This is a genomic window from Streptomyces rimosus (assembly GCF_008704655.1).
GTDB classification, from domain to species: Bacteria; Actinomycetota; Actinomycetes; order Streptomycetales; family Streptomycetaceae; genus Streptomyces; species Streptomyces rimosus.
Genome location: NZ_CP023688.1, coordinates 3,942,632 through 3,966,216, shown reverse-complemented (window position 1 = coordinate 3,966,216; position 23,585 = coordinate 3,942,632). Strand labels below are relative to the sequence as shown.

Sequence of the window (23,585 nt, the reverse complement as noted above, 5' to 3'; positions counted from 1 at the left end):
TGGCCGCGGGGTCAGGAGAGCAGGTCGTCTACTTGTGCTTCGCCTTCACGGTACCTGCGCGCGATCTCCGCACTGCAATCGTCGGCGGTCCGCTGGAGGGACTGGCGGCGCCGGGAGACCTGCTGCTCGTAGCGGACCAGGCGGCACATCGCGTCGTGCAGCTCCTGGTCCGTACGGGCGGTGAGGTCCGACAGCTCCACCTCGCCGGCCAGCTGCTCCGCCAGCTGGCGGTACTCCTCGCTGTGCGGCATGCCCAGCGTCACATGGCGGGCCGAGGAGCGGTGCCGGGACGGCCCGTCGGTCAGGATCTCCGGGAGGCGGTCCAGCAGGGGTGAGTGGGGGGCCGTGCGGCGGGTGCTCTCGGCGCGCAGGATGTCGATCCGGCCCTGGAGCAGCCGCCGTACATAGCTCAGATCGGCCTCCTCCCGCTGCGCCTCGCGCCGCACCACCCGCAGGTCGGGCAGGGTCAGTCCGTTCAGGTCGGGCCGGGACACCGGGCGGAAGCGGTCGCGTTGCAGTGGGGCGCGGTGCGGCGCCGCGGCCGTGCCTGCCTGGACCATGGGACCGTCCTCCGTGCGGGCGGGCCCTGGGCCCGCCTGGGCCGTCGTGGTCGTACGGGCCGCGGGCGGCGCCGTACGGGCGGTCGGTACGGGACCGGGTGTGTTCCCGGAACCGGCAGTGCTCATGAGTCGTTTCCGTCCCCTCGTCCGGTGCGGTCGCACGGGCGGGTTGTCCGTGGAACGCACCGCGTGCACGCATCGTGCCACTGCGGGCGGGGCCCCCGCAGGGCCAGCCATGGCCATGGCACCCGAACGGCCCCGGCCCGGTACGGCTGTCGGGGGCCCGCGGGGCCCGGTGCATCATGGGCGGTATGCGAGCAGTGGTACAGAGGGTCGACGGCGCACGCGTCGAGGTGGGCGGCGAGACGGTCGGGGAGATCGTCGGAGAAGGGCTGTGCGTGCTGGTCGGGGTCACGCACGACGACACTCCGGCGAAGGCGGCGCAGCTCGCCCGCAAGCTGTGGTCGGTGCGGATTCTGGACGGCGAGAAGTCCTGCTCGGACACGGGTGCGGGCCTGCTGGTGGTCAGCCAGTTCACTCTCTACGGTGACGCCCGCAAGGGCCGTCGGCCCACCTGGAACGCTGCGGCCCCCGGTCCGGTGGCCGAACCCCTCGTGGACGAGGTCGTCACTCAGCTGCGCGATCTGGGCGCGGAGGTCGCCACGGGCCGCTTCGGCGCGGACATGAAGGTCTCGCTGACGAACGACGGCCCGTTCACGGTGCTGCTGGAGGTGTGAGCGGGCGCCCGCCGGTCCGGCGGGCGCCGTACACAGGCTCCTACGGCTCGACCACGACCTCCTGCGCCGCCGCGGTGCTCTCCGCGAGGAGCGGCGCGTCCACGGGGACGTTGCGCTTGACCAGGGCCAGCGCGATGGGGCCCAGCTCGTGGTGGCGGGCCGAGGTGGTGATGAAGCCGAGCTGGCGGCCTTCGGGGCCGTCGGCGGCGAGGCGTACGGGGGCGCCGTGCGGCGGCAGGTGCACCTCGCTGCCGTCCAGGTGCAGGAAGACCAGGCGGCGCGGCGGCTTCCCCAGGTTGTGGACGCGGGCCACCGTCTCCTGGCCGCGGTAGCAGCCCTTCTGGAGGTGGACGGCGGTGCCGATCCAGCCCAGCTCGTGCGGGATGGTGCGGTGGTCGGTCTCCAGGCCCAGGCGCGGCCGGTGCGCCTCGACGCGCAGCGCCTCCAGGGCCAGGGTGCCGGCGGCGGGACCGTTGGCCGCCGCGAAGGGCTCCAGCTCGCCGCGCGGCAGGAACAGGTCCCGGCCGTGCGCGGTCTCCCGTACGACGGCGTCCTTCGGGGCCTCGGCGATGGAGCCGGCCGGGAGGTGGACGACCGCGTACTCCGGTGTACGGTCGGCGATCTCGACCCGGTAGAAGAACTTCATGCTCTCCAGGTAGGCGAGCAGCGGCTCCTCGTCGCCCGGCTCGGTGTGCAGCCAGGTCGTCTCCCCGTCGTCGACGAGGTAGAGGGCGTGCTCGATGTGCCCGTTGGCGGAGAGGATCAGCGCCTCGGTGGCGTGGCCGGGCGGCAGCTCGGTGACGTGCTGGGTCAGCAAAAGGTGCAGCCAGCTCAGCCGCTCGGGGCCGCTGACGGTGATCACACCGCGGTGCGAGAGGTCCACGAAGCCACGGCCGTCCGCGAGGGCGCGTTGCTCGCGGAACAGGTCGCCGTAGTGGGCGGCGACACCTTCGTCGGGGGCCTCGGCCGGGACGGCACCGGGCAGCGACAGCAGCGGACTGGCTTCACGTTGGCGCGGCATACCCCCAGCCTACGACCGGTGCGCCGGTGCCCTGCCCCGGGCGGGTACGCCCGGCTACGACCCGGCCCCGGAGGCGCCGCCCGCGGCCCCCGGCCCGTCGTCGGGTGCCGCGGCCGCGCTCTTCTGCGTACACGCCGCACAGCACCCGAAGATCGCGAAGTGCTTCAGATCCGTGTCGAAGCCGAACGTTTCCCGAAGCGTCGCCGTGAACGGCTCGGCCACCGACAGATCGGCCTCGATCACTTCCGTGCAGTCCCGGCACACCAGGTGGATGTGGTGGTGCCGGTCGGCGAGGTGGTACGTGGGCGCGCCGTGCCCGAGGTGGGCGTGGCTGACCAGCTTCAGCTCCTCCAGCAGCTCCAGCGTCCGGTAGACGGTGGAGATGTTCACGCCGCCCGCCGTTCTGCGCACCTCGGTGAGGATGTCGTCGGGGGTGGCGTGTTCGAGTTTGTCCACCGCCTCCAGCACGAGCTGGCGCTGCGGGGTCAGCCGGTACCCGCGCTTGCGGAGGTCGCTCTGCCAGTCGGTGCTCACCACGCTCCCAGTGTAGGAGGGCGTCCGGCGGGCGCGTTCGTCCGGCGGCCGTGTTCGGTCAGTGGCCGCGCACGCCCCGCAGGTATCCGGCGAGCGCGGTGACGGCCGCGGGATTGCGGGGGCTCTCCACCAGGTCGGCGTAATCCATGACGAAAATGCGATCGTTCTTGATCGCGGATACGTTCTTCAGGGGCGCGTAGGACTTGAGGAATGACTTCTTCTGTTCGGCGGTCGGTGTGCCGTAATCGTTGATGACGATCACGTCGGGATTCTGCTCGACCACCGTCTCCCAGCCCACCGTGGTCCAGGAGTCCTTCAGGTCCTTCATCACATGGTCGCCGCCGGCCTTGGTGATGATGTCGTGCGGCCCGGCGAAGCGGCCGGAGGTCATCGGCTTTTCCTGGCCGCCGTCGTACAGGAAGACGGTCGGCCGCGCGCCGTCCTCGGGCGCCTTGGCCTGCGCGTCGGCGACCTGCTTGCGGTACTTGACGATCAGCGCGTCCGCCCGGTCCTCGACGTCGAAGATCTTCCCCAGCGTCCTCAGGTCGGTGTAGAGCGCGTCCAGCGGCGGCATCACGCCGCGCGCCGTGCCCTTGCCGCCGTCGGTCCCGTTGCGGCACGACTCGGTCAGCACATAGCTGCCGATGCCGAGCTTCTTCAGGGAGGCGGGGGTGACGTCGCTGTCCTCGCCGAAGCCGTAGTTCCAGCCGGCGAAGACCAGGTCGGCCCTGGCGTCCAGGGCGATCTCCTTGGTGATCGCCTTCTTGGCCAGCCAGGGCACCTTGCCGTACGCGTCCTTCCAGGCGACGGCGTCGATCCGGCCCCGGTACTCCGGCATGACGTACCCGGCCATGTGGTCCTCCAGCCCGAGCGCGAACATGATGTCCGCGATTCCGACGTCGTTGGTGACCACCCGGCGCGGCGCCTTGTCGTAGGTCGTCTTCGTCCCGCAGTTCTCGATGGTGACCGGGTAGTGCCCGGACGCGGACGCCTTGGCGGAGTCTCCCTTCCCGTCCTCGGCGACGTGCGCGCCGCAGCCGGTGAGCGCGGCGAGCGCGAGGGCGGTGAGCAGGGCGGCGGTGCGGTGGCGGGTGCGCATGAAGGTCCTCATGGGGTGGTCGGTGCGCCGGTACGGCCGGGCAGGCGGTCGAACAGCAGCTGGACGGCGCCGGTCTCGGGGTGCGGTACGCGGTGCGCGCGCACCCCGAACACCTCGGCGAGCAGCTCCGGCGCCAGTACGTCGTGCGGCGCGCCGGAGGCGACGATCCGGCCGCCGGAGATGACGTACAGCTCGTCGCAGTGCCCGGCCGCCAGATTGAGGTCGTGCAGCGCGGTCAGCACCGTCAGCCCGCTGTCCCGCACCAGCGTCAGCAGCTCCAACTGCTGCGCGATGTCGAGGTGGTTGGTCGGCTCGTCCAGTACGAGCACCTTCGGTTCCTGGGCCAGCGCGCGGGCGATCAGGACGCGCTGCTTCTCGCCGCCGGACAGGCTCAGGAAGGCCCGCTCGGCCAGGTGCGCTGCGCCGGTACGGTCCAGCGCGCGCTCGCACACCCGCAGGTCCGCGGCGCTGGGCCGCCCCGATCCGCGCTGGTGCGGCAGCCGCCCCATCGCGACCACCTCGGCCGCCGTGAAGCCGAATTCGGTCGCCGACTCCTGTGGCAGCGCTGCCAGTTGGCGGGCTCCCTCGCGTACGTCCATGGCGTGCAGGTCGGCGCCGTCCAGCCGTATCGCCCCGGCGGCGGGGCGCAGCGCGCGGTAAGCGCAGCGCAGCAGCGTGGACTTGCCGCTGCCGTTGGGCCCGACCAGCCCGACGACCCGGCCGCTGCCGGCGTGCAGGGTGATGTCGTGCACGAGCCGGGCCCCGGCCACGTCCACGGACACCGCGTCGATGTCGAGCCGCATCAGACCTCGCCTCCGAACGATGTGCCGTATCCCCGCATCACGCGCTGCCCCCGAACGCGTAGCCGCGCCGCCGCATCAGCAGGACGAAGCACGGCACCCCGATGACGGCCGTGATCACCCCGACCGGCAGCTCCACGGGCGCCAGCAGCACCCGGGACAGGATGTCCACCCACACCAGCAGCACCGCGCCCAGCAGCGGCGCCACCGCCAGCACCCGGCGGTGCCCGGCGCCCACCAGCATCCGCGTCACATGCGGCACCATCAGCCCGACGAACCCGATCGCCCCGCTGACCGCGACGACCGCGCCGGTGACGGCCGCCGTGACCGCGAACAGCTCCCGGCGCAGCCGCCCCGGGTCCACGCCGAGCGCGGCGGCCGACTCGTCGCCCATGGCGAGCGCGTTCAGGCGGCCCGCGGAGAGCGTCAGGTACAGCAGCGCGCCGGCCACCGCGGCGGCGGCGACCGGTACCGAGCCCCAGCCCGCGCCGCTGAGGCTGCCGAGCAGCCACATCATCGCGGAGCGCGCCGCCTCGCCGTGGTCGTGAGCGAAGATCATCAGCGTGGAGACGGCGGAGAAGCCGTAGTACATCGCGGAGCCGGTCAGGACCAGGCGCAGCGGGGTCAGACCGTGCGCGCTGCGGGCCGCCGCGTACACCAGCACCATGGCCAGCAGCGCCGAGCCGAACGCGGCGGTGGACAGCGCCCAGACGCCGAGCGCGCTGAGCGAGCCGAAGAGCAGGACGGCGTTGGCGCCGACCGCGGCGCCGGAGGAGATGCCGAGCACGAACGGGTCGGCGAGCGCGTTGCGCACCAGGGCCTGCACGGCGACACCGATGGCGGAGAGCCCGGCGCCGACCACGGCGGCCAGCACGGCGCGCGGGAAGCGCAGCTCCCACACGATGGTGTACGCGGAGACCTCGTCCGGGGCGATGGTGCCGCCGGTCAGCCCCGCGCCGAGGTAGCGCAGCACATCGGCCCAGCCGACGCCGGAGGCGCCGAGGCCGACGCCGCACAGCAGCGAGACGAGCAGCGCCAGGACCAGCCCGGCGGCCAGCGGCACGGTACGCACCGGGGCGGCGGTACGGCGCGGGCCGGTGGTGGGCTCCGGGGGAGCGGCGGTACGGGCGGAGGCGGCCAAGGGGACGTACGCCTTCGGCTCGGGCCGCTTCCGTACGGTAAGGGCGACGGCGCGTGGCGCGAGGCCGGCGGCGGAGTCCCCTCGCAGTCCACGGCGAGTTGTCAGGAACGGGCGCCCCCGCGGGCGATCGGGCTTGCGGAAGCAGGCTTCCGCTTACCGTTGCGGGTCAGCGCCGGACTCTCACCGGACTTCCCCCGCGGGGCGCTGTGTGACGGTGTGCTGTCTTTTTGAAGAAGCTGTCTACTTGAAGAACGCGATGCCGTCGTCCGGCAGGTCCTTGATGTCCTTGGCCCACTCGCGCGGGTCGACGACCTTCTTCAGGTGCGCGGACATGTACGGGCGCAGCGGCACCTCGGGGGTGGCCTTCTCGCCAACCCACATCAGGTCGCTGTTCACGTAGCCGTACAGGCGCTTGCCGCCGCTGTACGGGCCGGAGGCGGCGGTGCGCGCGACGGCGTCGGTGGCCAGGTCGATCTGCGGCTTCTGGTCGGCCAGCTCGCCGTACCAGACCTCCGCGACCCCACCGTCGCGGATCATCACGATCTCGACCTTGCGGTCCTTGTCGATGCGCCAGTAGCCGGACTCGGTCTCCAGCGGAGCGACCTTCTTGCCCTCGCCGTCGAGCACCCAGGTGTGCGAGGTGTATTCCAGGAAGTCACGGCCGTCGTGGGTGAAGGTGACCTCCTGGCCGAAGTTGCACTTCTCGGTACCGGGGAAGTCGGCGACGCCCGCGCCCTCCCAGTTGCCCAGCAGGAAGGCGAGGGGCACGAGGGCCGGGTTCAGGTCGGACGGGATCTCGATCATCAGCTCAGGCGATCTGTATTGGGGGAGGTTCTGGCTCTGTCCGGCGGGGGGTCAGCGCTGGCCCTGGTACAGCTTCTTCCAGGTCAGCCCGGCGAAGGCGACGACGCCGACGGCGACCAGGACGAGCAGGGTGGTGAAGACTGCCTCAAGCACGAGCGCGCTCCTCGGACGTCAGTGAGGTGTTACGGACCGGGAGCGAGTCTAGTCGGCGTGGCCGGGGGCGGCGCTGTGAGGTCCGCCGCGCGCCCTAGAGTGGCCGCATGGCGAAGAAGCTGGTGATCAAGGTGACGGCGGGGGCGGACGCTCCCGAGCGGTGCTCACAGGCGTTCACCGTGGCGGCGGTGGCCGTGGCGAGCGGGGTGCAGGTCTCGCTGTGGCTGACCGGGGAGTCGGCGTGGTTCGCGCTGCCGGGGCGCGCGGCGGAGTTCGAGCTGCCGCACGCGGCCCCGCTCCCCGACCTGATCGAGTCGATCACGGCGGGCGGCGGCACGATCACCGTGTGCACGCAGTGCGCGGCGCGCCGGGACATCGAGGAGAAGGACCTGATCGAGGGCGCCCGCATCGCCGGGGCGCAGGTCTTCGTCAGCGAGGTCATGCCGGACGGCGTGCAGGCGCTGGTGTACTGAGGCGGGCGCGTACGGCCAGGAGGCGGGCCGGCCGGGCGTACACGGCTCAGCGGCGCCCGTGGCCGTGATCGTCGAGCTCGCGCCACCACCGGTCGGACTCCGGGTCGCCGGACTCGTCCCACCAGCGCTCACCCGGCTCCCGCCGGTTGCCGGTGATCGCCGCGAACGGCGGGATGACCATGGCGACCACACACATCGCCACGGCCGCCGGGACGGACCACAGCCGCACCACGCCCCACGCCAGCACGAACAAGGTGATGCACACGCCCATCAGGGCGAAGTACCGGCGGTGCCGGCGCTGCGCGGGCGGACGCTGGTGCGCGGACATGTTTCCACCGTAGGTCCGGCGGGGGTGCCTGGGAAGCGCGGAGGGCCGCACCCCCAGCCAAGGCGTCCAAACCCCTGGGGTGCGGCCCTCCGGCCGTACGCGTGTACGTATGGGTGCCGTCCTCAGACGGCGATCGCGACCTCCGCGAGACCGCCCTGCCGGGCGACCACGGTGCGGTCGGCGGTCGCGCCCGGCACCAGCGCGCGCAGCGTCCAGGTGCCCTCGGCCGCGTAGAAGCGGAACTGCCCGGTCGCCGAGGTGGGGACCTCCGCGGTGAACTCGCCGGTGCTGTCCAGCAGGCGCACGTAACCGGTGACGGGCTGGCCGTCGCGGGTCACGCTGCCCTGGATGGTGGTCTCGCCCGGCTTGATCGTCGAGGCGTCCGGGCCGCCGGCCTGTGCTCCACACATGTCGGTACTTCCTTGGAGGGTTGAGGGGTACGGGGGCGGTACTGCGGCGGTGCGCCTACTTCGCGGCGCCCAGCTCGATCGGCACGCCGACCAGCGAGCCGTACTCGGTCCACGAACCGTCGTAGTTCTTGACGTTGGACTGGCCGAGCAGCTCGTGCAGGACGAACCAGGTGAGCGCGGAGCGCTCGCCGATCCGGCAGTAGGCGATGGTGTCCTTGGCCAGGTCCACGTTCTCGGCCTCGTAGAGGGCCTTGAGCTCGTCGTCCGACTTGAAGGTGCCGTCGTCGTTGGCGTTCTTCGACCACGGGATGTTGCGGGCGCTGGGCACGTGGCCGGGGCGCTGCGACTGCTCCTGCGGCAGGTGCGCGGGGGCGAGCAGCTTGCCGCTGAACTCGTCGGGGGAGCGCACGTCGACCAGGTTCAGCTTGCCGATCGCGGCGACGACGTCGTCCCGGAAGGCGCGGATGGAGGTGTCCTGGGCCTTGGCCTTGTAGTCGGTCTGCGGGCGGTTCGGCACCTGCGAGCCGTCGACCAGGTCGCGGGAGTCCAGCTCCCACTTCTTGCGGCCGCCGTCGAGCAGCTTGACGCTGTCATGGCCGTACAGCTTGAAGTACCAGTACGCGTACGCGGCGAACCAGTTGTTGTTGCCGCCGTAGAGGACGACGGTGTCGTCGTTGGCGATGCCCTTCGCGGAGAGCAGCTTCTCGAAGCCCGCCTGGTCGACGAAGTCGCGGCGCACCGGGTCCTGGAGGTCCTTCTGCCAGTCGATGCGGACGGCGTTCTTGATGTGGTTCTTGTCGTAGGCCGAGGTGTCCTCGTCGACCTCGACGATGACCACCTTCGGGTCGTCGATGTGGGCCTCGACCCAGTCGGCGTCCACCAGGACGTCGCTACGGCTCATGTTGTTCTCCTCCGGGGCAGTTGCGGGGCACGCGTACGCCGGTGCGCGCTGCGGCGGGGGGCGCGGCGCTGCGTGGGAAATGGCAGGGGTGGCCTCAGGGGGCCGGGCGTGTACGGGGGGAGAGGCCGCCCGTCAGGCAGTGCGACAGAGCATGGCGGCGACGCGGCACAGATCGACTGCCCGCCGCTTCGTGAGATTCGCCTGTCCCCGGTGACGGGAACCGCTCAGAGAGCTCTGCATGCGACCGATCGTAGGGAGGGACGGCTTGACGTGTCACCGGTGTGTCGGATGTTGAGACGCGGTCGTCCGTATGGCGGTACGCGGTGTGACGGGGGGAGGGGTGCGGGGCGTCCGGGCGCGGCCCGCGCGGCGGTGCGGGTCTGATGTACGGGACGGGGTGTCTCAGTGCGCGGACGGCCGGGTGATTCGCGGTGTTTCGTACCGTTGCCGTTGCCGTTACCGGTCCGGCCGGGGGTGGGGGGTGCCCCGGCCGGCGCCGCGTACGGGGTCAGCCCTGGAGCTTGACGTTCGTGCCGCTCGCCGAGATCGAGATGCCGTCGCGCGTCGAGACGACCTTGTCCAGCTTCAGGCCGCCGGGCAGCCGGTTCAGCTTCCACTCGTGGTCGGTCTGCGCGCGGACCTGGTCGCGGCAGGCGGACAGCTGCGAGCACAGGGCCGGCAGCGAGTCGGCGCGCAGCCGTACGGTGTCGCCGTTCACGACGCTCACCGTGCCGGTGACCTCCAGCGCGTTCAGCATCGGCAGGTTCGGCAGATTCGGCGAGATCTTCACCTGGCTCTTGCCGTTCTTCTCGCCGCCGTAGCTCACCTTGACGTTCCTGCCGGACGCGGTGGTCAGGTCCGCGTACGAGATACGGGCCTCGCCGGACGCGCTCGCGGCGCTCTCGATCGAGGTGTAGTCGCTGGTCAGCTTCACGTCGTGGAACTTCGCCGAGAGCTGCTGGATGCGCAGCGTGTGCCCCTCGGCGGTGGCGTTCAGCCCGTCGATGGTGGCGTCCACCTCGTCCAGGCTGCGGCTCGCGACCTGCGTCAGGAACGGGAAGCCGGTGATCGAGACCTCCGGCGTACGGTCCAGCCCCTGGCTGCTGCGGATCTTGTCGGCGGCCTTGTCCTCGGCGATGTTCACGGCCACCCGGTCGGCGGCCACGAACAGGCCGCCGAGTATCACGACGATCACCAACAGCACTCGTAGTGCGCGCATCGAACCCTTACCCCCAGGCGTGGGGCCGATTTCGGCCCGGTTTCGTACCGGGTCAGACCCCCGGTCTGTTCCCGCGAGCCTAACCGGCTCGTAGGAGCCGGTGTTTTTCCGCGGCCCGGGACACCGCTCCCGGTACGGGAAAGCGGGCCCGGAGCGAACCCCGGACCCGCCTGTGATCAGCGACGTCAGGCCAGCGCCCGCCCCAGCACGTACACCGCCGGCGCCGCCAGCGTCAGCGGCAGGGCCACGCCCGCGGTCAGGTGGACGAAGCGGGAGGGGTAGTCGTAGCTGGCCACGCGGAGGCCGATCAGGGCGCAGCCGGCGGCGACCAGGCCGAGCAGGGCACCGGCCGCGCCCAGGCCGTTCAGCTGGCCGGCCGCGATGCCCGCGCCCGCGCCGCCGAGCAGGGCGACGGCGAGCGAGGGGACCGGGGGCAGCGGCAGCGCGCGGGCGAGGGTGGCCACGGCCACCGCGACGCAGCCCACCGTCACCGCGCTCGCCGCGGCCGCCAGCTGGCCGGCGGCCAGCACCGTGAGGGCGGTCGAGGTGAGGCCCGCGGTCAGCGCGTACATCCGCTCGTCGGCGCTGCTGCGGTTGCGCAGCTGGAGGATCAGCACGAACAGGCACCAGACGCCCAGCGTGCCCATGGCGACCAGGGGCGCCTGCTCGCGTTCGGTGGCCAGCAGCGCGATGTCGGTGGTCACGCCCGCCAGGAAGGCGAGCGCGATGCCCTGCCGGGCCGGCCACATGCCGTTCAGGCGGAACCAGCCGGCCGCGGTGACGGCCTGGAGCAGCACCACCGGCACCATCAGGGCCACCCGGGGCAGCGGCGCGGCGAGCGCCAGGAGCAGGGCCAGCGCGGCGGTGACGGCCGCGGGCTGGAGGCCCGGCGCAATGATCGGCGACCGGCCCTCGGCACGGGCCCGCTGGTTGGGCGCGAGCCGCGACAGGTCGGGCGCGGGCCCGTCCGACGGCCGCTCATGCTCCGCGGCGCCCCGGTGCTGCCCCGGCCGCGCGCCGGTCTGCGGCGGGGTCTGGGGGCGGGGCTGCGGCTGCGGGCTCCGCGCGGCGGCCGGCGCGGGGCTCTGCTTCGGCAGGTACGCGGTTTCCGCGGCCGACGGGTCGCTGCCCGCGTCCGCCGCGCCCAGGACGGGCAGCTGGGCGCTGGTGTCCCAGGTCGGCGCCGTCCAGATCTGGGTCTGCGGGTCTTCGTGGCCGCCGCCCGTGGCATAGGCGTCCTGCCCGTACGAAGCGCCCTGGGCCGGGGCCTGGCCGTAGCCCGCCCGGCCGTCGTGGCCGGTGGGGTACTGGCCGGACTGCCCGCCCTGACCCGGCTGTCCGTACTGACCGGTCTGCTGTTGTTGACCGGCCGCCGCGGGCCAGGCCGTCTGCTGCGGCTGCCCGTACGCGTCGTAAGCCTGTTGCGGGGGGTGCTGTTGGTGCTGCTGCCGGCCGTACGGCGGGGTTCCGTATGCCTGGTGGCCGTACGGCTGCTGCGGCTGCTGCCCGTATGCCTGCTGCCCGTGCTGCTGGCCGTACGGCTGCTGCGGCGCCTGGCCGTAGGTGCCGTCGTGACCGCCGTACGACTGCGGTGCCTGCTGCCCGTACGCACCGCCGTTCTCGTACGTCCCAGGGGCCCCGTACGGAGCCTGCGGGTCCGGCGCGGGCTGCTGCGGCTGCCGCTGGTCGTGCGGCTGCTGGTCGTGCGGCTCGTACGGGCCGTAGGGCCCGTACGGATTCGGCGACTGGTTCTCGCTCATGCTCTCGCTCATCCTCCCGCGAACGGCGGCAGGACCTCGACGGTGCCGCCCTCGGCCAGCCGGACGGCCGCGTGATCGCGGCTGCCGACCGGGTCCCCGTCCACCAGGAACGAACAGCGCAGCAGGACGCGGGCGAACTCCGGGTTCGCGGCGTGCCGCTCGCGCGCCGCGGCCAGTGCCTCGGCGAGCGTCGCCGCCGCGTACGGCTCCTCGGCGGTGCCGGCGGCGGCCTTCGCCGCGGCCCAGTAGCGCACGGTGCCAGTTGTTGTCACGGCGGCCTCTTCGTCGTGTTCGTCGTGTTCGGCGTGCTCGTCGTTGTTCTTGTCGTCACGTCGTTGCGTCGTTCAGGGTGCCTCCATGATGGCGTACGCCGCGACGGCTCCCGTTCCGGTTGACCGTGGCGGGTGTCCGGACAAGTTCTGGCAAAGCCTGCTGGTCCGTTCGGGTGGCGCCGGAAAATTCGATTGCCGGTGGTCACCACTCGCTTAGGCTCGAAAGGTGTTGGTCCGATTGGCGCGGGCGCATCTGCGACCCCATATGCGCCCCATATCCCTGATCGTGCTGCTCCAGCTCATCCAGACGCTGGCCACCCTCTACCTGCCCACCCTCAACGCCGACATCATCGACGACGGCGTCATCAAGGGGGACATGGGCTACATCCTCGGCCTCGGCGGCGTCATGATCGCCGTGACGCTGCTCCAGATCTGCTGCTCCATAGGGGCGGTGTACTTCGGCGCCCGTACGGCCATGGCGCTGGGCCGGGACATCCGCGCCGCGGTCTTCGACCGGGTGCAGTCCTTCTCCGCCCGTGAGGTGGGCCGGTTCGGCGCGCCGTCCCTGATCACCCGTACCACCAACGACGTGCAGCAGGTCCAGATGCTGGTCCTGATGACGTTCACGATGATGGTCGCGGCGCCCATCATGTGCGTCGGCGGCGTGGTGATGGCGCTCAACCAGGACGTGCCGCTGTCCGGCCTCATCCTGGTCATCGTGCCGGTCCTGGCGGTCCTGGTGTCGCTGATCGTGCGCCGGATGCGCCCGCTGTTCCGCGGCGTGCAGGAGCGCATCGACACCGTCAACCGGGTGCTGCGCGAGCAGATCACCGGCATACGGGTCATCCGGGCATTCGTCCGCGACGGCTACGAGCGCGAGCGCTTCAAGAGCGCCAACCACGACCTGTACGACGTCTCGCTGCGCGCCGGCCGGCTGATGTCGCTGATGTTCCCGCTGGTCATGCTGATCGTGAACGTCTCCAGCGTGGCCGTGGTCTGGTTCGGCGGGCACCGGATAGACAGCGGCGGCATGCAGATCGGCGCGCTGACCGCCTTCCTCAGCTACCTGATGTACATCTTCATGTCGATCATGATGGCGACGTTCATGGTGATGATGCTGCCGCGCGCCGAGGTCTGCGCCGAGCGCATCCAGGAGGTGCTGGGCACCGACACCAGCGTCACCCCGCCGAAGGCCCCGGTCACCGAGCTGCGACGGCACGGCGAACTGGAACTGCGCGGCGTCGAGTTCCGCTTCCCGGGCGCCGAGGAGCCGGTCCTCAAGGACATCTCGCTGCTCGCCCGGCCGGGCGAGACCACCGCCGTCATCGGCTCCACCGGCAGCGGCAAGTCCACCCTGCTGGGCCTGGTGCCCCGGTTGTTCGACGCGACGGGCGGCCAGGTGCTGGTGGACGGCGTGGACGTACGCACCCTCGCTCCGGAGACGCTGGCCTCCGTCATCGGCCTCGTCCCCCAGAAGCCGTACCTCTTCTCGGGGACCGTCGCCACGAACCTGCGCTACGGCAACCCGGACGCCACCGACGAGGAGCTGTGGCACGCGCTGGAGACCGCGCAGGCCCGCGACTTCGTCGAGCGCATGGAAGGCGGCCTTGACGCGCCGATAGCCCAGGGCGGCGGCAACGTCTCCGGCGGGCAGCGGCAGCGCCTGGCCATAGCGCGGGCGCTGGTGCGCAGGCCGGAGATCTACCTGTTCGACGACTCCTTCTCGGCCCTGGACTACGCGACCGACGCGGCGCTGCGGGCCGCGCTGGCCCGCGAGACGGACCGCGCCACCGTCGTGATCGTCGCCCAGCGGGTGTCCACGATCCGCGGCGCCGACCGCATCGTCGTCCTGGACGAGGGTCGGGTCGTCGGCACCGGCACCCACACCGAACTGATGGCGGACAACGAGACGTACCGGGAGATCGTCCTCTCCCAGCTCACCGAGCAGGAGGCCGCGTGAGTAGCCAGGAGGCGCCACAGCGGCGCGGGCCCGCGCCGGCCGCCGGTCCCGCGCGCATGATGGGCGGCCAGCCCACCGAGAAGGTCATGGATTTCCGCGGCTCCGGCCTGCGGCTGCTGCGGCAGATGCGGCCCGAGCGCGCCGTCATGTGGGTGGCGGTGGTGCTCGGCCTGCTGGGCGTCGCGCTGTCCGTACTGGGCCCCAAGGTCCTCGGCCACGCCACCGACCTGATCGTGGCGGGCATCGTCGGCCGGCAGCTGCCGGCCGGCATCAGCAAGGACCAGGCCGTCGCCCATCTGCGCGACCAGGGCGACAACGGGCTGGCCGACATGCTCGGCACGATGCCGGTCGTACCCGGCCAGGGCATCGACTTCGGCGCCGTCGGCACCGTGCTGATGTGGGTCTTCCTGATCTACGTGGGCGCGTCCGCCTTCGGCTTCGTGCAGGCCCGGATCGCCACCTTCGTCGTGCAGCGCACCGTCTTCCGGCTGCGCGAGCAGGTCGAGGAGAAGCTGGCGCGGCTGCCGCTGCGCTACTTCGACAAGCAGCCGCGCGGCGAGGTGCTCTCCCGCGCGACCAACGACATCGACAACATCCAGCAGACGCTCCAGCAGACCCTGAGCCAGATCCTCACCTCGCTGCTGACCATCGTCGGCGTGCTGGCGATGATGTTCTGGATCTCGCCGCTGCTGGCCCTGGTCGCGCTGGTCACCGTCCCGGTGTCGGTCGTCGTCGCCACCAAGGTCGGCAAGCGGGCGCAGCCCCAGTTCGTCCAGCAGTGGAAGACCACCGGCAAGCTGAACGCCCACATCGAGGAGATGTACACCGGCCACTCCCTGGTCAAGGTCTTCGGCCGCCAGAAGGAGTCCGCCGAGCTGTTCCGCAAGGAGAACGAGGACCTGTACGAGGCGGGCTTCAGGGCGCAGTTCATCTCCGGGATCATCCAGCCCGCGATGATGTTCATCGGGAACCTGAACTACGTCCTGGTGGCGGTGGTCGGCGGCCTGCGCGTCGCCTCCGGCGCGCTGTCCATCGGCGACGTACAGGCGTTCATCCAGTACTCCCGGCAGTTCAGCCAGCCGCTCACCCAGGTCGCCTCGATGGCGAACCTGGTGCAGTCCGGCGTCGCCTCGGCGGAGCGGGTCTTCGAGCTGCTGGACGCCGCCGAGCAGGAGCCGGACGCCGCCGCGCCCGAGCGCCCGGAGCACATCAGCGGCCATGTCGTCTTCGAGGACGTCTCCTTCCGCTACGAGGACGACAAGCCGCTGATCGACGATCTGTCGCTGGCCGTCCACCCGGGCCAGACCGTCGCGATCGTCGGCCCGACCGGTGCGGGCAAGACCACGCTGGTCAACCTGCTCATGCGGTTCTACGAGGTGCGCGGCGGCCGGATCACCCTGGACGGCGTGGACATCCAGGCGATGAGCCGCGAGGAGCTGCGCGCCAACATCGGCATGGTGCTCCAGGACACCTGGCTCTTCGGCGGCACCATCGCCGAGAACATCGCCTACGGGGCTCCCGAGGGCACCTCGATGGACAAGATCATCGAGGCGGCGAAGGCCACCCATGTGGACCGCTTCGTGCGCACCCTCCCGGAGGGCTACGACACCGTCATCGACGACGAGGGCGCCAATGTCTCGGTGGGCGAGAAGCAGCTGATCACCATCGCCCGCGCCTTCCTCGCCGAGCCCGCGATCCTGGTCCTGGACGAGGCCACCAGCTCGGTCGACACCCGTACCGAGGTCCTCATCCAGCACGCCATGGCGCAGCTGCGCACCGGCCGCACCAGCTTCGTGATCGCGCACCGGCTCTCCACGATCCGCGACGCGGACCTGATCCTGGTCATGGAGTCCGGCGCGATCGTGGAGCAGGGCACCCACGACGAGCTGCTCGCGGCGGACGGTGCCTACGCGCGGCTGTACGCGGCGCAGTTCGCGGAGCCGGTGGCGGAGGCCGAGTAACCGGATTCCGGCAACACGGTCTGTCGCCGGATATCCGGCGACACAGGCGGCGGCCCGTACCAGTAAGCGGTACGGGCCGCCGTCAGTCTCCGTCCGGTTCCGCCGCTCGCTCCGCTGCCCGCTCCGCCGTCCACGCCGCGATACGGCCGAGCAGCGCCTCGGGCGCCGCGTTCTCCGCGTGGCCGAAGCCGCGCTCCAGCCACAGCTCGGCGGTGTCCGGGTCGGCGGCAGCGGCCAGCATCCTCGGATGGTCCAACGGGAAGTACGGGTCCTGATCGCCGTGCACGATCAGCAGCGGGGTGGGGGAGATGCGCGGGACGGCGGCGACGGGGGAGAGCGGTACGGGGTCCCAGTCCTCCGGATGGATGCGCGTCTTCAGCCCCAGGCGTGACACCAGGCGGCCCGTGGGCCGCGTCACCACCCAGTGCAGCCTGCGCATCGGCGCCGTACCCCGGTAGAACCACCGCGCGGGAGCACTCACCGACACCACCATGTCGGTCCGCGCATCCGTGCGCCCCCCGCGCGCCCCTCCGAACAGCGCGGCGTGCCGCAGGACGACCGAGCCGCCCATGGAGAAACCCACGGTCGCGACGCGCCGGTGGCCCAGGGCCCGCGCCCAGCCCACCGCCGCGGCCAGGTCCAGCACCTCGCGGTCGCCGACCGTGGACCGCCCGCCGGACCGCCCGTGCCCCCGGAAGGAAAATGTGATCACGGCCGCATCCTGGGCGAAGACCCCGGCCGCGCGGCGCAGCGCGGGCCGCTCCAGCGCCCCGGTGAAGCCGTGCGCGAGAACCACGGCGAGGACGTCCGAGGGGGCGCCCGCGGGGGCGCGCGGAGGCGTGTACAGGGCCTCGATGCGGACCCCGTCCTCCGTCAACAGCGACGTGCGCCGGCCACTCGAAGTGATCGACGGAACACAAGATCGCGCAAAATCCGCCTCGGGTCCGGAAGTCATGTGGGCTATTCTGCTGGGCAAGAAGGATCCGGGCAGCGTTGCCCCCGGGTCCTTTTGTGCTTTGAAACGCGTTCACGCGCCGATGAGCACCGGCGCTCCGCAGGGCCCTCGGGCGGCAGCGGAGCCCGCCCGTAGGAAGCAGTGCCGCAGACGCCCCCATGGCCGCCGGAGAACGCCATGGGAGGGGCCCCGTTCGCAGGGACCGAGGAGGAACCAGACGTAATGGGCGAGCGAAGCGTGCAGGACACAAAGGGCAGTAAACGGCCGGCCGGGGCCCGGGCGGGTGATCGGCGATGAGCTCGCTGCTGCTCCTGACCAACGCCCTCCAGCCCTCGACGGAGGTGCTGCCCGCGCTCGGCCTGCTGCTCCACAGCGTGCGGGTCGCCCCCGCCGAGGGGCCGGCCCTGGTGGACACCCCCGGGGCCGACGTCATACTGATCGACGGGCGGCGTGACCTGCCGCACGTACGGTCGCTGTGCCAGCTGCTGCGCTCCACCGGGCCCGGCTGCCCGCTGGTGCTGGTGGTGACCGAGGGCGGTCTGGCGGCCGTCACCGCGGACTGGGGCATCGACGACGTCCTGCTGGACACCGCGGGCCCGGCCGAGGTCGAGGCCCGGCTGCGGCTGGCCATGGGCCGCCAGCAGATCACCGCCGACGACTGCCCGATGGAGATCCGCAACGGCGATCTGTCGGTGGACGAGGCGACCTACAGCGCCAAGCTCAAGGGCCGGGTCCTGGACCTGACCTTCAAGGAGTTCGAGCTGCTGAAGTACCTGGCGCAGCACCCGGGCCGGGTCTTCACCCGCGCCCAGCTGCTGCAAGAGGTCTGGGGTTACGACTACTTCGGCGGTACGCGCACCGTCGACGTCCACGTACGGCGCCTTCGCGCGAAGCTCGGCCCGGAGCACGAGTCGCTGATCGGCACCGTGCGCAACGTCGGGTACCGCTTCGTGACCCCGGAGAAGCCCGAGCGCGCGGCGGAGGACCGGGAGCCGCAGGACAAGCGCGGCGGCCGGGCCGCGGCGAACGGCGACGGCTCGGAGGACGGCGCGGGCGCGGGCGCGCGCCGCACGGCGCCCTCGCGCGCCGGTGCCGGGAGAGAAGCCGCTGCCGCTCGGCCTGCCGAGCGGTAGAACCACCCGCGTAGACTGCCGCGCGTGGCCAAGGTGACGCGGGATGATGTGGCAAAACTGGCGGGTACCTCGACCGCCGTGGTGAGTTACGTCATCAACAACGGACCGAGGCCGGTCGCCCCGGCCACGCGCGAGCGGGTGCTCGCCGCGATCAAGGAGCTGGGGTACCGCCCGGACCGGGTGGCCCAGGCGATGGCGTCCCGGCGCACGGACCTCATAGGACTGATCGTGCCGGACACCCGGCAGCCGTTCTTCGCGGAGATGGCGCACGCCGTCGAGCAGGCTGCCGCCGAGCGCGGGAAGATGGTCCTGGTCGGCAACGCCGACTACCTGGACGAGCGCGAAGTGCACTATTTGCGTGCTTTCTTGGGGATGCGCGTGGCGGGCCTGATCCTGATCAGCCAGGGGCCCAGCGAGCACGCCGCCGCCGAGATCGACGCCTGGGACGCCCGGGTGGTCCTGCTGCACCGGCGACCTGACGCGATCGACGACGTGGCCGTGATGACGGACGACGTCGGCGGCGCGCAACTGGCGACCCGGCACCTGCTGGAGCACGGCCACCCTTACGTCGCCTTCCTCGGCGGCACGGAAGAGACGCCGAAGTCCGGCGACCCGGTCACCGACCACCTGGAGGGCTGGCGCCGGGCGATGTCGGAGTCCGGAAAGTCCCTCGAAGGCCGGTATTTCCAGGCGCCGTACAACCGCTACGACGCCTACCGGGTCGCCCTGGGCCTGCTCTCCGGACCGGACCGGCCGCCGGCCATCATGTGCGCCACCGACGACCAGGCGATCGGCGTCCTGCGGGCCGCCCGCGAGCTGCGCATCGACGTACCGGGCGAACTGGCCGTGGCCGGGTTCGACGACGTCAAGGAAGCCGCGCTGACCGACCCGCCGCTGACCACGGTCGCCTCGGACCGGGTGGCGATGGCGCGGGCCGCGGTGGACCTGGTGCTGGACGACGGCCTGCGGGTGGTCGGCTCGCGGCGCGAGCGGCTGCGGCAGTTCCCGGCGCGGCTGGTGGTCCGGGGCTCGTGCGGCTGCGGCCCGGCGGCCGGCGGCTCGGTGCCGAGCGTCGACCAGTCGCCCCGCGCCTGACCCGGGCGGCCGCCCCCGACCGGGTCGGCGACTCCCCGCCGCTGATCTTCCTTACACCGGGCATACCTACTTCTGTCGGGCCTCTCAGGGCCTTCTCAGACGGTTCTCATGGTCGGCCCGCACAGTCGGGTTCATGACCGAAACGTACCGCCGCAGCGGCGACGAGACTCCTCAGTACCAGGGTTACGCCCACGGGCCGCAGGCGCAGGGCGGGACGAGCGGGGCGGGCTACCCGCCGCCCCCGCCCCACCCCCCGTATGGCGCGCAGCAGTCGGCGGCGGACACCCCCGCGGCCCCCGGCGGTCCGGGCGGCACGGCCGGTTTCGGCAACCCGAGCGGCCCCGGTGGCCCGGGCGGTCCGGAAGGCCCCGACGTCACCGGTACGGGCGCGCCCGCGCCGCGCCGCCGGGCCCGCCGTCCGGTCGCGCTGATCGCGGCCGTGGCGCTGGCCTCCGGCCTGATAGGCGGCGGCAGCGCCGCGCTCATCGGGAGCGCGACGGACCGGCCGCAGGCGAGCACGACCACCCCGGCGGTCAACGCGGGCTCCTCCAAGAGCGGCGGTGTCTCGGCGGTCGCCAAGGCGGTCAGCCCCGCCATAGTCGAGATCAAGGCGCGTACGTCCAGCGGCCAGTCCACCGGCTCCGGCGTGGTGATCACCCCGGACGGCGAGATCGTCACCAACAACCACGTGGTGGCCGGCGCTTCCTCGGTCGAGGTCACCTTCAGCGACGGCAGCAAGAAGCAGGCCGACGTCGTGGGCACCGACCCGGACAAGGACCTGGCGCTGATCAAGGTCAAGGGCGCCAAGAACCTCACCACCGCCTCGCTCGGCAACTCCGACAACCTGGCGGTCGGCGACGAGGTCGTCGCGATCGGCTCGCCCGAGGGCCTCACCGGCTCGGTCACCAGCGGCATCGTCTCCGCCCTCAAGCGCGATGTGACGGTCCCCAAGGACGACGGGCGCCAGCGCCGGCAGGAGCAGGGCGGCCCGGGCTGGCCGTTCGAGTTCGGCGGCAACCAGTACAACGGCGACACCGGCCAGTCGAAGACCACGTACAAGGCCATCCAGACCGACGCGGCGCTCAACCCCGGCAACTCCGGCGGCGCGCTGATCGACATGAAGGGCCAGATCATCGGCATCAACTCCGCGATGTACTCGCCCAGTTCCGCACAGGGCAGCAGCTCGGCCGGAAGTGTCGGCCTCGGCTTCGCCATCCCGATCAACACGGTCAAGGCGGACCTGGCGAAGCTGCGGGCCGGGGGCGGCAGCAACAGCTGAGGCGGTGCGGTGGCTGTCAGGCGTACGGCCGCTTCCGGGGCCGTATCGGGCGCCGCTTCCCGCCGTTGGCGCCGCTTCCCGTCCCTGGCACCAGCTCTGAACCCGGGGCTCCCGGGACCAGCTCCGAACTCCGGGCTCCCGGGACCAGTCGGCTCTGAACTCCGGCCCCCGTGACCACCCCCGAAACGTTTCTCCCGCTCCCCCCTCCTGCCTCCTTCTCCCGCCCCACCCTCCGAACCTCACATACGAGGAGGCCCCCATGGCCAGCAAGATCACCGTCCCGGTCCACCGTGCCCGCCGCGCCCTCGCGGCCGCCATCGCCTGGAGCGCCGGCGAGGAACGGCGCAGCGCGGGCGTGTGGACCGTCGACCACGGCGCGGACGCCCGTACCGGGCCCGCCGACCTGGACCTGGCCCTCGACCTGGCGGAGGCCGAGGCACGGGTGGCGGGAGCCCGTACGGAACGCCCGGCCGAGGTCGCGGCGGCGGCGCGCCCCCGCCCCAAGCGGCCCACTGCGGCGGGCCCGGCCCGGCCGCCCCGGGCAGCGGCCGCCCGGAGGTGAACGCCACGCCCCCATGTCCCGGCCGCGCGGTGCCGCATCCCCCGCGCGCGCTGAACACCGTGCCGAGCGGCGTGCCCCGGCCGCCGACGTGCGAGGCTGACAGGCAGGACCGCGGAATCCCCGGTCAGCCGTCCACATCGACATCCGAGGTAGTCACAGCCATGAGTCCCGCCGAGCACGGTGACCAGCCCGCCCGCATCCTGATCGTCGACGACGAGCCGGCCGTCCGCGAGGCGTTGCAGCGCTCCCTGGCCTTCGAGGGGTACGGGACCGAGCAGGCCGTCGACGGCCTCGACGCGGTCGAGAAGGTCGCCGCGTACGACCCCGAACTGATCGTCCTCGATGTGCTGATGCCCCGGATGGACGGGCTGACGGCCGCCCGGCGGCTGCGGGCGAGCGGCGTGACCGTACCGATCCTGATGCTGACCGCCCGCGACACGGTCGGCGACCGCGTCACCGGGCTGGACGCCGGCGCCGACGACTACCTCGTCAAACCCTTCGAGCTGGACGAACTCCTCGCCCGTATCCGCGCCCTGCTGCGCCGCAGCTCCTACGCGGCGGCCGCCGGCGCGCCCCCCGCGGAGGGCGACACGCTGACCTTCGCCGATCTGCGGATGGACCTGGCGACGCGGGAGGTGACTCGCGGGGACCGGCAGGTCGAGCTGACCCGTACGGAATTCACGCTGCTGGAGATGTTCCTCGCGCACCCGCGCCAGGTGCTCACCCGGGAGCAGATCCTCAAGGCGGTCTGGGGCTTCGACTTCGAGCCGACCTCCAACTCCCTGGACGTGTACGTGATGTATCTGCGCCGCAAGACGGAGGCGGGCGGCGAACCGCGGCTGGTGCACACGGTGCGCGGGGTGGGGTACGTGCTGCGGGCCGAGGGCGGCGCCGAATGAGTCAGGAACCGGCCGGTTCCGCACCGGCTCCCGCCACCGGCAGGAGACCCGGCCTCAAGGAACGCATCGTGCGCCGCTACCGGCTGCTGCCGCTGCGCTCCCGGCTGGCCGTGCTCACGGCGGTCGCCGTGGCGGTCGCCGTGGCCGCGTCGGCCGCTGCCTGCTGGGTGGTGACCCGGGACCGGCTGACGGAACAGGTCGACGAGACCCTCAAGCGCCAGGGGGTGGCCGCCGAGTACGTGCAGGACCTGGCGGGCAGGTGCAACAGCCCGGTGCCGGGCAACGTCCAGCTGCGGCTGCCCACGCCGTACACGGTGCAGATCGTGATGTCCGACGGCAGCGTCTGCACCTGGTGGGAGAAGACCCGCATCCCCGCGGAGACGTCCGACGTGGACGTGGCGCAGGGCCGGTCCGGCGAGGCGCTGCACACCACCCGGGCCGCCGACGGCACGGAGATGAGGGTGATCACCCGTCCGTACCGCGGTCCGCTGATCGACGCGTCCGGCCACCAGGTCGCGGTCTCCATCGCGACCCCCATGGACCCGGTCACCCAGCCCCTCAACCAGCTCGCCCTGATCCTCCTGATCGTCACCGGCGTGGGTGTGCTGGGCGCTGCCACCGCGGGCCTGTGGGTCGCCCGCGCGGGCCTCAGGCCCGTGGACCGGCTCACCGAAGCCGTCGAACATGTCGCCCGTACGGAGGACTTGACGATCCGCATCCCCGTCGATGGCGAGGACGAGATCGCCCGGCTCTCGCGCTCCTTCAACTCCATGACCGCCGCGCTGGCCTCCTCCCGCGACTTGCAGCAGCAGCTGATCGCGGACGCTGGACACGAGCTGCGGACGCCGCTGACCTCGCTGCGTACCAACATCGACCTGCTGGTGCGCAGCGAGCAGTCCGGGCGGCAGCTGCCCGCCGAGGACAAGCAGGCGCTGCTGTCCTCGGTGAAGGCGCAGATGGGGGAGCTGGCCGCGCTCATCGGCGACCTCCAGGAACTCTCCCGTACGCCGGAGACCGGGCCGGGCGGCGCGGGCTCCGTACCGGTCGTCGCGCTGCACGACATCGTGGACTCGGCCCTGCGCCGAGCCCGGCTGCGCGGCCCGACGCTGGACATCACCGCCGAGCTGGACCCCTGGTACGTACGGGCCGAGCCGGCCGCGCTGGAGCGGGCGGTGGTCAACCTGCTGGACAACGCGGTCAAGTTCAGCCCGGAGGGCGGCGCCGTCGAGGTCGCTCTGCGCAAGGGCGAACTGCGGGTGCGCGACCACGGCCCCGGCATTCCCGAGGAGGAACTGCCGCACGTCTTCGAACGGTTCTGGCGCTCGCCGTCGGCCCGCAGCCTGCCGGGCAGCGGGCTCGGCCTGTCGATCGTGGCGCGCACGGCGTACCAGGCGGGCGGCACGGTGGAGCTGCGGGCGGCGGCGAGCGGCGGCGCGGAGGCCGTACTGAACCTGCCCGGGGCGGCCACGCCGCCGCCGGATCTGCCGGAGGAGTAGGGGGCGTGCCGGGGCGGTCCCGCGCCCCGGCAC

The 23,585-nt window shown here is 72.2% G+C and carries 25 protein-coding genes; 10 read left to right on the top strand and 15 right to left on the bottom strand.

The features are described from left to right. Window positions 1–11: 11 nt before the first annotated feature. Complete coding sequence (locus CP984_RS16565; RefSeq protein ID WP_078587088.1) at window positions 12–686, bottom strand: RsiG family protein; 675 nt, start codon at window positions 684–686, stop codon at window positions 12–14. A gap of 185 nt (window positions 687–871) precedes the next feature. Between CP984_RS16565 and dtd the strand changes: the two genes are divergently transcribed. After that, window positions 872–1,297 (top strand): D-aminoacyl-tRNA deacylase, encoded by a 426-nt coding sequence (dtd, locus tag CP984_RS16560; RefSeq protein ID WP_003983038.1) that lies wholly within the window; start codon window positions 872–874, stop codon window positions 1,295–1,297. A gap of 40 nt (window positions 1,298–1,337) precedes the next feature. Here the strand turns inward: dtd and ygfZ are convergent, their stop codons facing one another. From ygfZ to CP984_RS16530, 6 genes are all read right to left on the bottom strand, one after another. After that, the gene (gene ygfZ / locus CP984_RS16555) at window positions 1,338–2,318 is read right to left on the bottom strand and encodes a CAF17-like 4Fe-4S cluster assembly/insertion protein YgfZ (protein ID WP_003983037.1); all 981 of its coding nucleotides are present in this window, start codon (window positions 2,316–2,318) and stop codon (window positions 1,338–1,340) included. 54 nt (window positions 2,319–2,372) lie between these two features. Next, entirely contained in the window at window positions 2,373–2,855 is a 483-nt protein-coding gene (locus tag CP984_RS16550) for a Fur family transcriptional regulator (RefSeq protein ID WP_030180071.1), read from the bottom strand. A gap of 55 nt (window positions 2,856–2,910) precedes the next feature. Next, window positions 2,911–3,951, bottom strand: coding sequence for an ABC transporter substrate-binding protein (locus CP984_RS16545; protein WP_003983035.1), 1,041 nt, complete (start codon window positions 3,949–3,951; stop codon window positions 2,911–2,913). A gap of 8 nt (window positions 3,952–3,959) precedes the next feature. Continuing rightward, window positions 3,960–4,754 (bottom strand): ABC transporter ATP-binding protein, encoded by a 795-nt coding sequence (locus tag CP984_RS16540; RefSeq protein WP_003983034.1) that lies wholly within the window; start codon window positions 4,752–4,754, stop codon window positions 3,960–3,962. A gap of 37 nt (window positions 4,755–4,791) precedes the next feature. Then, on the bottom strand, window positions 4,792–5,892 hold the full coding sequence (locus CP984_RS16535; RefSeq protein WP_003983033.1) for a FecCD family ABC transporter permease: 1,101 nt from the start codon (window positions 5,890–5,892) through the stop codon (window positions 4,792–4,794). Window positions 5,893–6,132: 240 nt separating this feature from the next. Further along, entirely contained in the window at window positions 6,133–6,696 is a 564-nt protein-coding gene (locus tag CP984_RS16530; RefSeq protein ID WP_003983032.1) for an FABP family protein, read from the bottom strand. 260 nt (window positions 6,697–6,956) lie between these two features. Between CP984_RS16530 and CP984_RS16525 the strand changes: the two genes are divergently transcribed. Continuing rightward, entirely contained in the window at window positions 6,957–7,322 is a 366-nt protein-coding gene (locus tag CP984_RS16525) for a DsrE family protein (protein ID WP_003983030.1), read from the top strand. Window positions 7,323–7,368: 46 nt separating this feature from the next. Here the strand turns inward: CP984_RS16525 and CP984_RS16520 are convergent, their stop codons facing one another. From CP984_RS16520 to CP984_RS16495, 7 genes are all read right to left on the bottom strand, one after another. Further along, a complete protein-coding gene (locus CP984_RS16520) occupies window positions 7,369–7,650 on the bottom strand; it encodes a DUF3099 domain-containing protein (RefSeq protein WP_003983029.1) in 282 nt (93 codons plus the stop codon). 122 nt (window positions 7,651–7,772) lie between these two features. Beyond that, entirely contained in the window at window positions 7,773–8,060 is a 288-nt protein-coding gene (locus tag CP984_RS16515; RefSeq protein WP_003983028.1) for a DUF1416 domain-containing protein, read from the bottom strand. A gap of 55 nt (window positions 8,061–8,115) precedes the next feature. Next, window positions 8,116–8,961 (bottom strand): sulfurtransferase, encoded by an 846-nt coding sequence (locus tag CP984_RS16510; protein WP_003983027.1) that lies wholly within the window; start codon window positions 8,959–8,961, stop codon window positions 8,116–8,118. A 132-nt stretch (window positions 8,962–9,093) separates the two neighbouring features. Beyond that, the gene (locus CP984_RS43015; protein ID WP_351860202.1) at window positions 9,094–9,201 is read right to left on the bottom strand and encodes a putative leader peptide; all 108 of its coding nucleotides are present in this window, start codon (window positions 9,199–9,201) and stop codon (window positions 9,094–9,096) included. A gap of 268 nt (window positions 9,202–9,469) precedes the next feature. Further along, complete coding sequence (locus tag CP984_RS16505; RefSeq protein WP_030180067.1) at window positions 9,470–10,180, bottom strand: LmeA family phospholipid-binding protein; 711 nt, start codon at window positions 10,178–10,180, stop codon at window positions 9,470–9,472. A gap of 185 nt (window positions 10,181–10,365) precedes the next feature. Continuing rightward, window positions 10,366–11,940, bottom strand: coding sequence for a hypothetical protein (locus CP984_RS16500; RefSeq protein ID WP_030180063.1), 1,575 nt, complete (start codon window positions 11,938–11,940; stop codon window positions 10,366–10,368). Window positions 11,941–11,948: 8 nt separating this feature from the next. Then, on the bottom strand, window positions 11,949–12,212 hold the full coding sequence (locus CP984_RS16495) for a MoaD/ThiS family protein (protein ID WP_208853437.1): 264 nt from the start codon (window positions 12,210–12,212) through the stop codon (window positions 11,949–11,951). A gap of 226 nt (window positions 12,213–12,438) precedes the next feature. Between CP984_RS16495 and CP984_RS16490 the strand changes: the two genes are divergently transcribed. After that, window positions 12,439–14,172, top strand: a complete 1,734-nt coding sequence (locus CP984_RS16490) for an ABC transporter ATP-binding protein (RefSeq protein ID WP_030180060.1) — start codon at window positions 12,439–12,441, stop codon at window positions 14,170–14,172. Between the two features lie 59 nt (window positions 14,173–14,231). Then, the gene (locus CP984_RS16485; protein ID WP_100246749.1) at window positions 14,232–16,133 is read left to right on the top strand and encodes an ABC transporter ATP-binding protein; all 1,902 of its coding nucleotides are present in this window, start codon (window positions 14,232–14,234) and stop codon (window positions 16,131–16,133) included. An 82-nt stretch (window positions 16,134–16,215) separates the two neighbouring features. Here CP984_RS16485 and CP984_RS16480 read toward each other — a convergent pair whose 3' ends face one another. Continuing rightward, complete coding sequence (locus tag CP984_RS16480; protein ID WP_030180055.1) at window positions 16,216–17,088, bottom strand: alpha/beta hydrolase; 873 nt, start codon at window positions 17,086–17,088, stop codon at window positions 16,216–16,218. Window positions 17,089–17,381: 293 nt separating this feature from the next. Between CP984_RS16480 and CP984_RS16475 the strand changes: the two genes are divergently transcribed. From CP984_RS16475 to CP984_RS16450, 6 genes are all read left to right on the top strand, one after another. Then, complete coding sequence (locus CP984_RS16475; RefSeq protein WP_030180052.1) at window positions 17,382–18,221, top strand: response regulator transcription factor; 840 nt, start codon at window positions 17,382–17,384, stop codon at window positions 18,219–18,221. A gap of 24 nt (window positions 18,222–18,245) precedes the next feature. Continuing rightward, entirely contained in the window at window positions 18,246–19,316 is a 1,071-nt protein-coding gene (locus CP984_RS16470; RefSeq protein ID WP_043979922.1) for a LacI family DNA-binding transcriptional regulator, read from the top strand. Between the two features lie 133 nt (window positions 19,317–19,449). Then, complete coding sequence (locus CP984_RS16465; RefSeq protein WP_030180045.1) at window positions 19,450–20,595, top strand: S1C family serine protease; 1,146 nt, start codon at window positions 19,450–19,452, stop codon at window positions 20,593–20,595. Between the two features lie 259 nt (window positions 20,596–20,854). Continuing rightward, window positions 20,855–21,157 carry a hypothetical protein gene (locus CP984_RS16460; protein ID WP_030180042.1) on the top strand — a complete coding sequence of 101 codons (303 nt, stop codon included), beginning with the start codon at window positions 20,855–20,857 and terminating at the stop codon, window positions 21,155–21,157. Window positions 21,158–21,318: 161 nt separating this feature from the next. Next, the gene (locus CP984_RS16455; RefSeq protein WP_003981295.1) at window positions 21,319–22,056 is read left to right on the top strand and encodes a response regulator transcription factor; all 738 of its coding nucleotides are present in this window, start codon (window positions 21,319–21,321) and stop codon (window positions 22,054–22,056) included. Next, window positions 22,053–23,552 carry a sensor histidine kinase gene (locus CP984_RS16450; RefSeq protein ID WP_030417429.1) on the top strand — a complete coding sequence of 500 codons (1,500 nt, stop codon included), beginning with the start codon at window positions 22,053–22,055 and terminating at the stop codon, window positions 23,550–23,552. The genes CP984_RS16455 and CP984_RS16450 overlap by 4 nt, the downstream gene beginning before the upstream one ends. Window positions 23,553–23,585: the final 33 nt, after the last annotated feature.

Bases quoted from the DNA above. Each gene is read 5' to 3' on its own strand.
- CP984_RS16485 (WP_100246749.1), top strand. From the start codon at position 14,232: ATGGGCGGCCAGCCCACCGAGAAGGTCATGGATTTCCGCGGCTCCGGC.
- ygfZ (WP_003983037.1), bottom strand. From the start codon at position 2,318: ATGCCGCGCCAACGTGAAGCCAGTCCGCTGCTGTCGCTGCCCGGTGCC.
- CP984_RS16515 (WP_003983028.1), bottom strand. From the start codon at position 8,060: ATGTGTGGAGCACAGGCCGGCGGCCCGGACGCCTCGACGATCAAGCCG.
- CP984_RS16460 (WP_030180042.1), top strand. From the start codon at position 20,855: ATGGCCAGCAAGATCACCGTCCCGGTCCACCGTGCCCGCCGCGCCCTC.
- CP984_RS16480 (WP_030180055.1), bottom strand. From the start codon at position 17,088: ATGACTTCCGGACCCGAGGCGGATTTTGCGCGATCTTGTGTTCCGTCG.
- CP984_RS16540 (WP_003983034.1), bottom strand. From the start codon at position 4,754: ATGCGGCTCGACATCGACGCGGTGTCCGTGGACGTGGCCGGGGCCCGG.
- CP984_RS16505 (WP_030180067.1), bottom strand. From the start codon at position 10,180: ATGCGCGCACTACGAGTGCTGTTGGTGATCGTCGTGATACTCGGCGGC.
- CP984_RS43015 (WP_351860202.1), bottom strand. From the start codon at position 9,201: ATGCAGAGCTCTCTGAGCGGTTCCCGTCACCGGGGACAGGCGAATCTC.
- CP984_RS16565 (WP_078587088.1), bottom strand. From the start codon at position 686: ATGAGCACTGCCGGTTCCGGGAACACACCCGGTCCCGTACCGACCGCC.
- CP984_RS16545 (WP_003983035.1), bottom strand. From the start codon at position 3,951: ATGCGCACCCGCCACCGCACCGCCGCCCTGCTCACCGCCCTCGCGCTC.
- CP984_RS16465 (WP_030180045.1), top strand. From the start codon at position 19,450: ATGACCGAAACGTACCGCCGCAGCGGCGACGAGACTCCTCAGTACCAG.
- CP984_RS16455 (WP_003981295.1), top strand. From the start codon at position 21,319: ATGAGTCCCGCCGAGCACGGTGACCAGCCCGCCCGCATCCTGATCGTC.
- CP984_RS16450 (WP_030417429.1), top strand. From the start codon at position 22,053: ATGAGTCAGGAACCGGCCGGTTCCGCACCGGCTCCCGCCACCGGCAGG.
- CP984_RS16520 (WP_003983029.1), bottom strand. From the start codon at position 7,650: ATGTCCGCGCACCAGCGTCCGCCCGCGCAGCGCCGGCACCGCCGGTAC.
- CP984_RS16530 (WP_003983032.1), bottom strand. From the start codon at position 6,696: ATGATCGAGATCCCGTCCGACCTGAACCCGGCCCTCGTGCCCCTCGCC.
- CP984_RS16475 (WP_030180052.1), top strand. From the start codon at position 17,382: ATGAGCTCGCTGCTGCTCCTGACCAACGCCCTCCAGCCCTCGACGGAG.
- CP984_RS16500 (WP_030180063.1), bottom strand. From the start codon at position 11,940: ATGAGCGAGAACCAGTCGCCGAATCCGTACGGGCCCTACGGCCCGTAC.
- CP984_RS16525 (WP_003983030.1), top strand. From the start codon at position 6,957: ATGGCGAAGAAGCTGGTGATCAAGGTGACGGCGGGGGCGGACGCTCCC.
- CP984_RS16510 (WP_003983027.1), bottom strand. From the start codon at position 8,961: ATGAGCCGTAGCGACGTCCTGGTGGACGCCGACTGGGTCGAGGCCCAC.
- dtd (WP_003983038.1), top strand. From the start codon at position 872: ATGCGAGCAGTGGTACAGAGGGTCGACGGCGCACGCGTCGAGGTGGGC.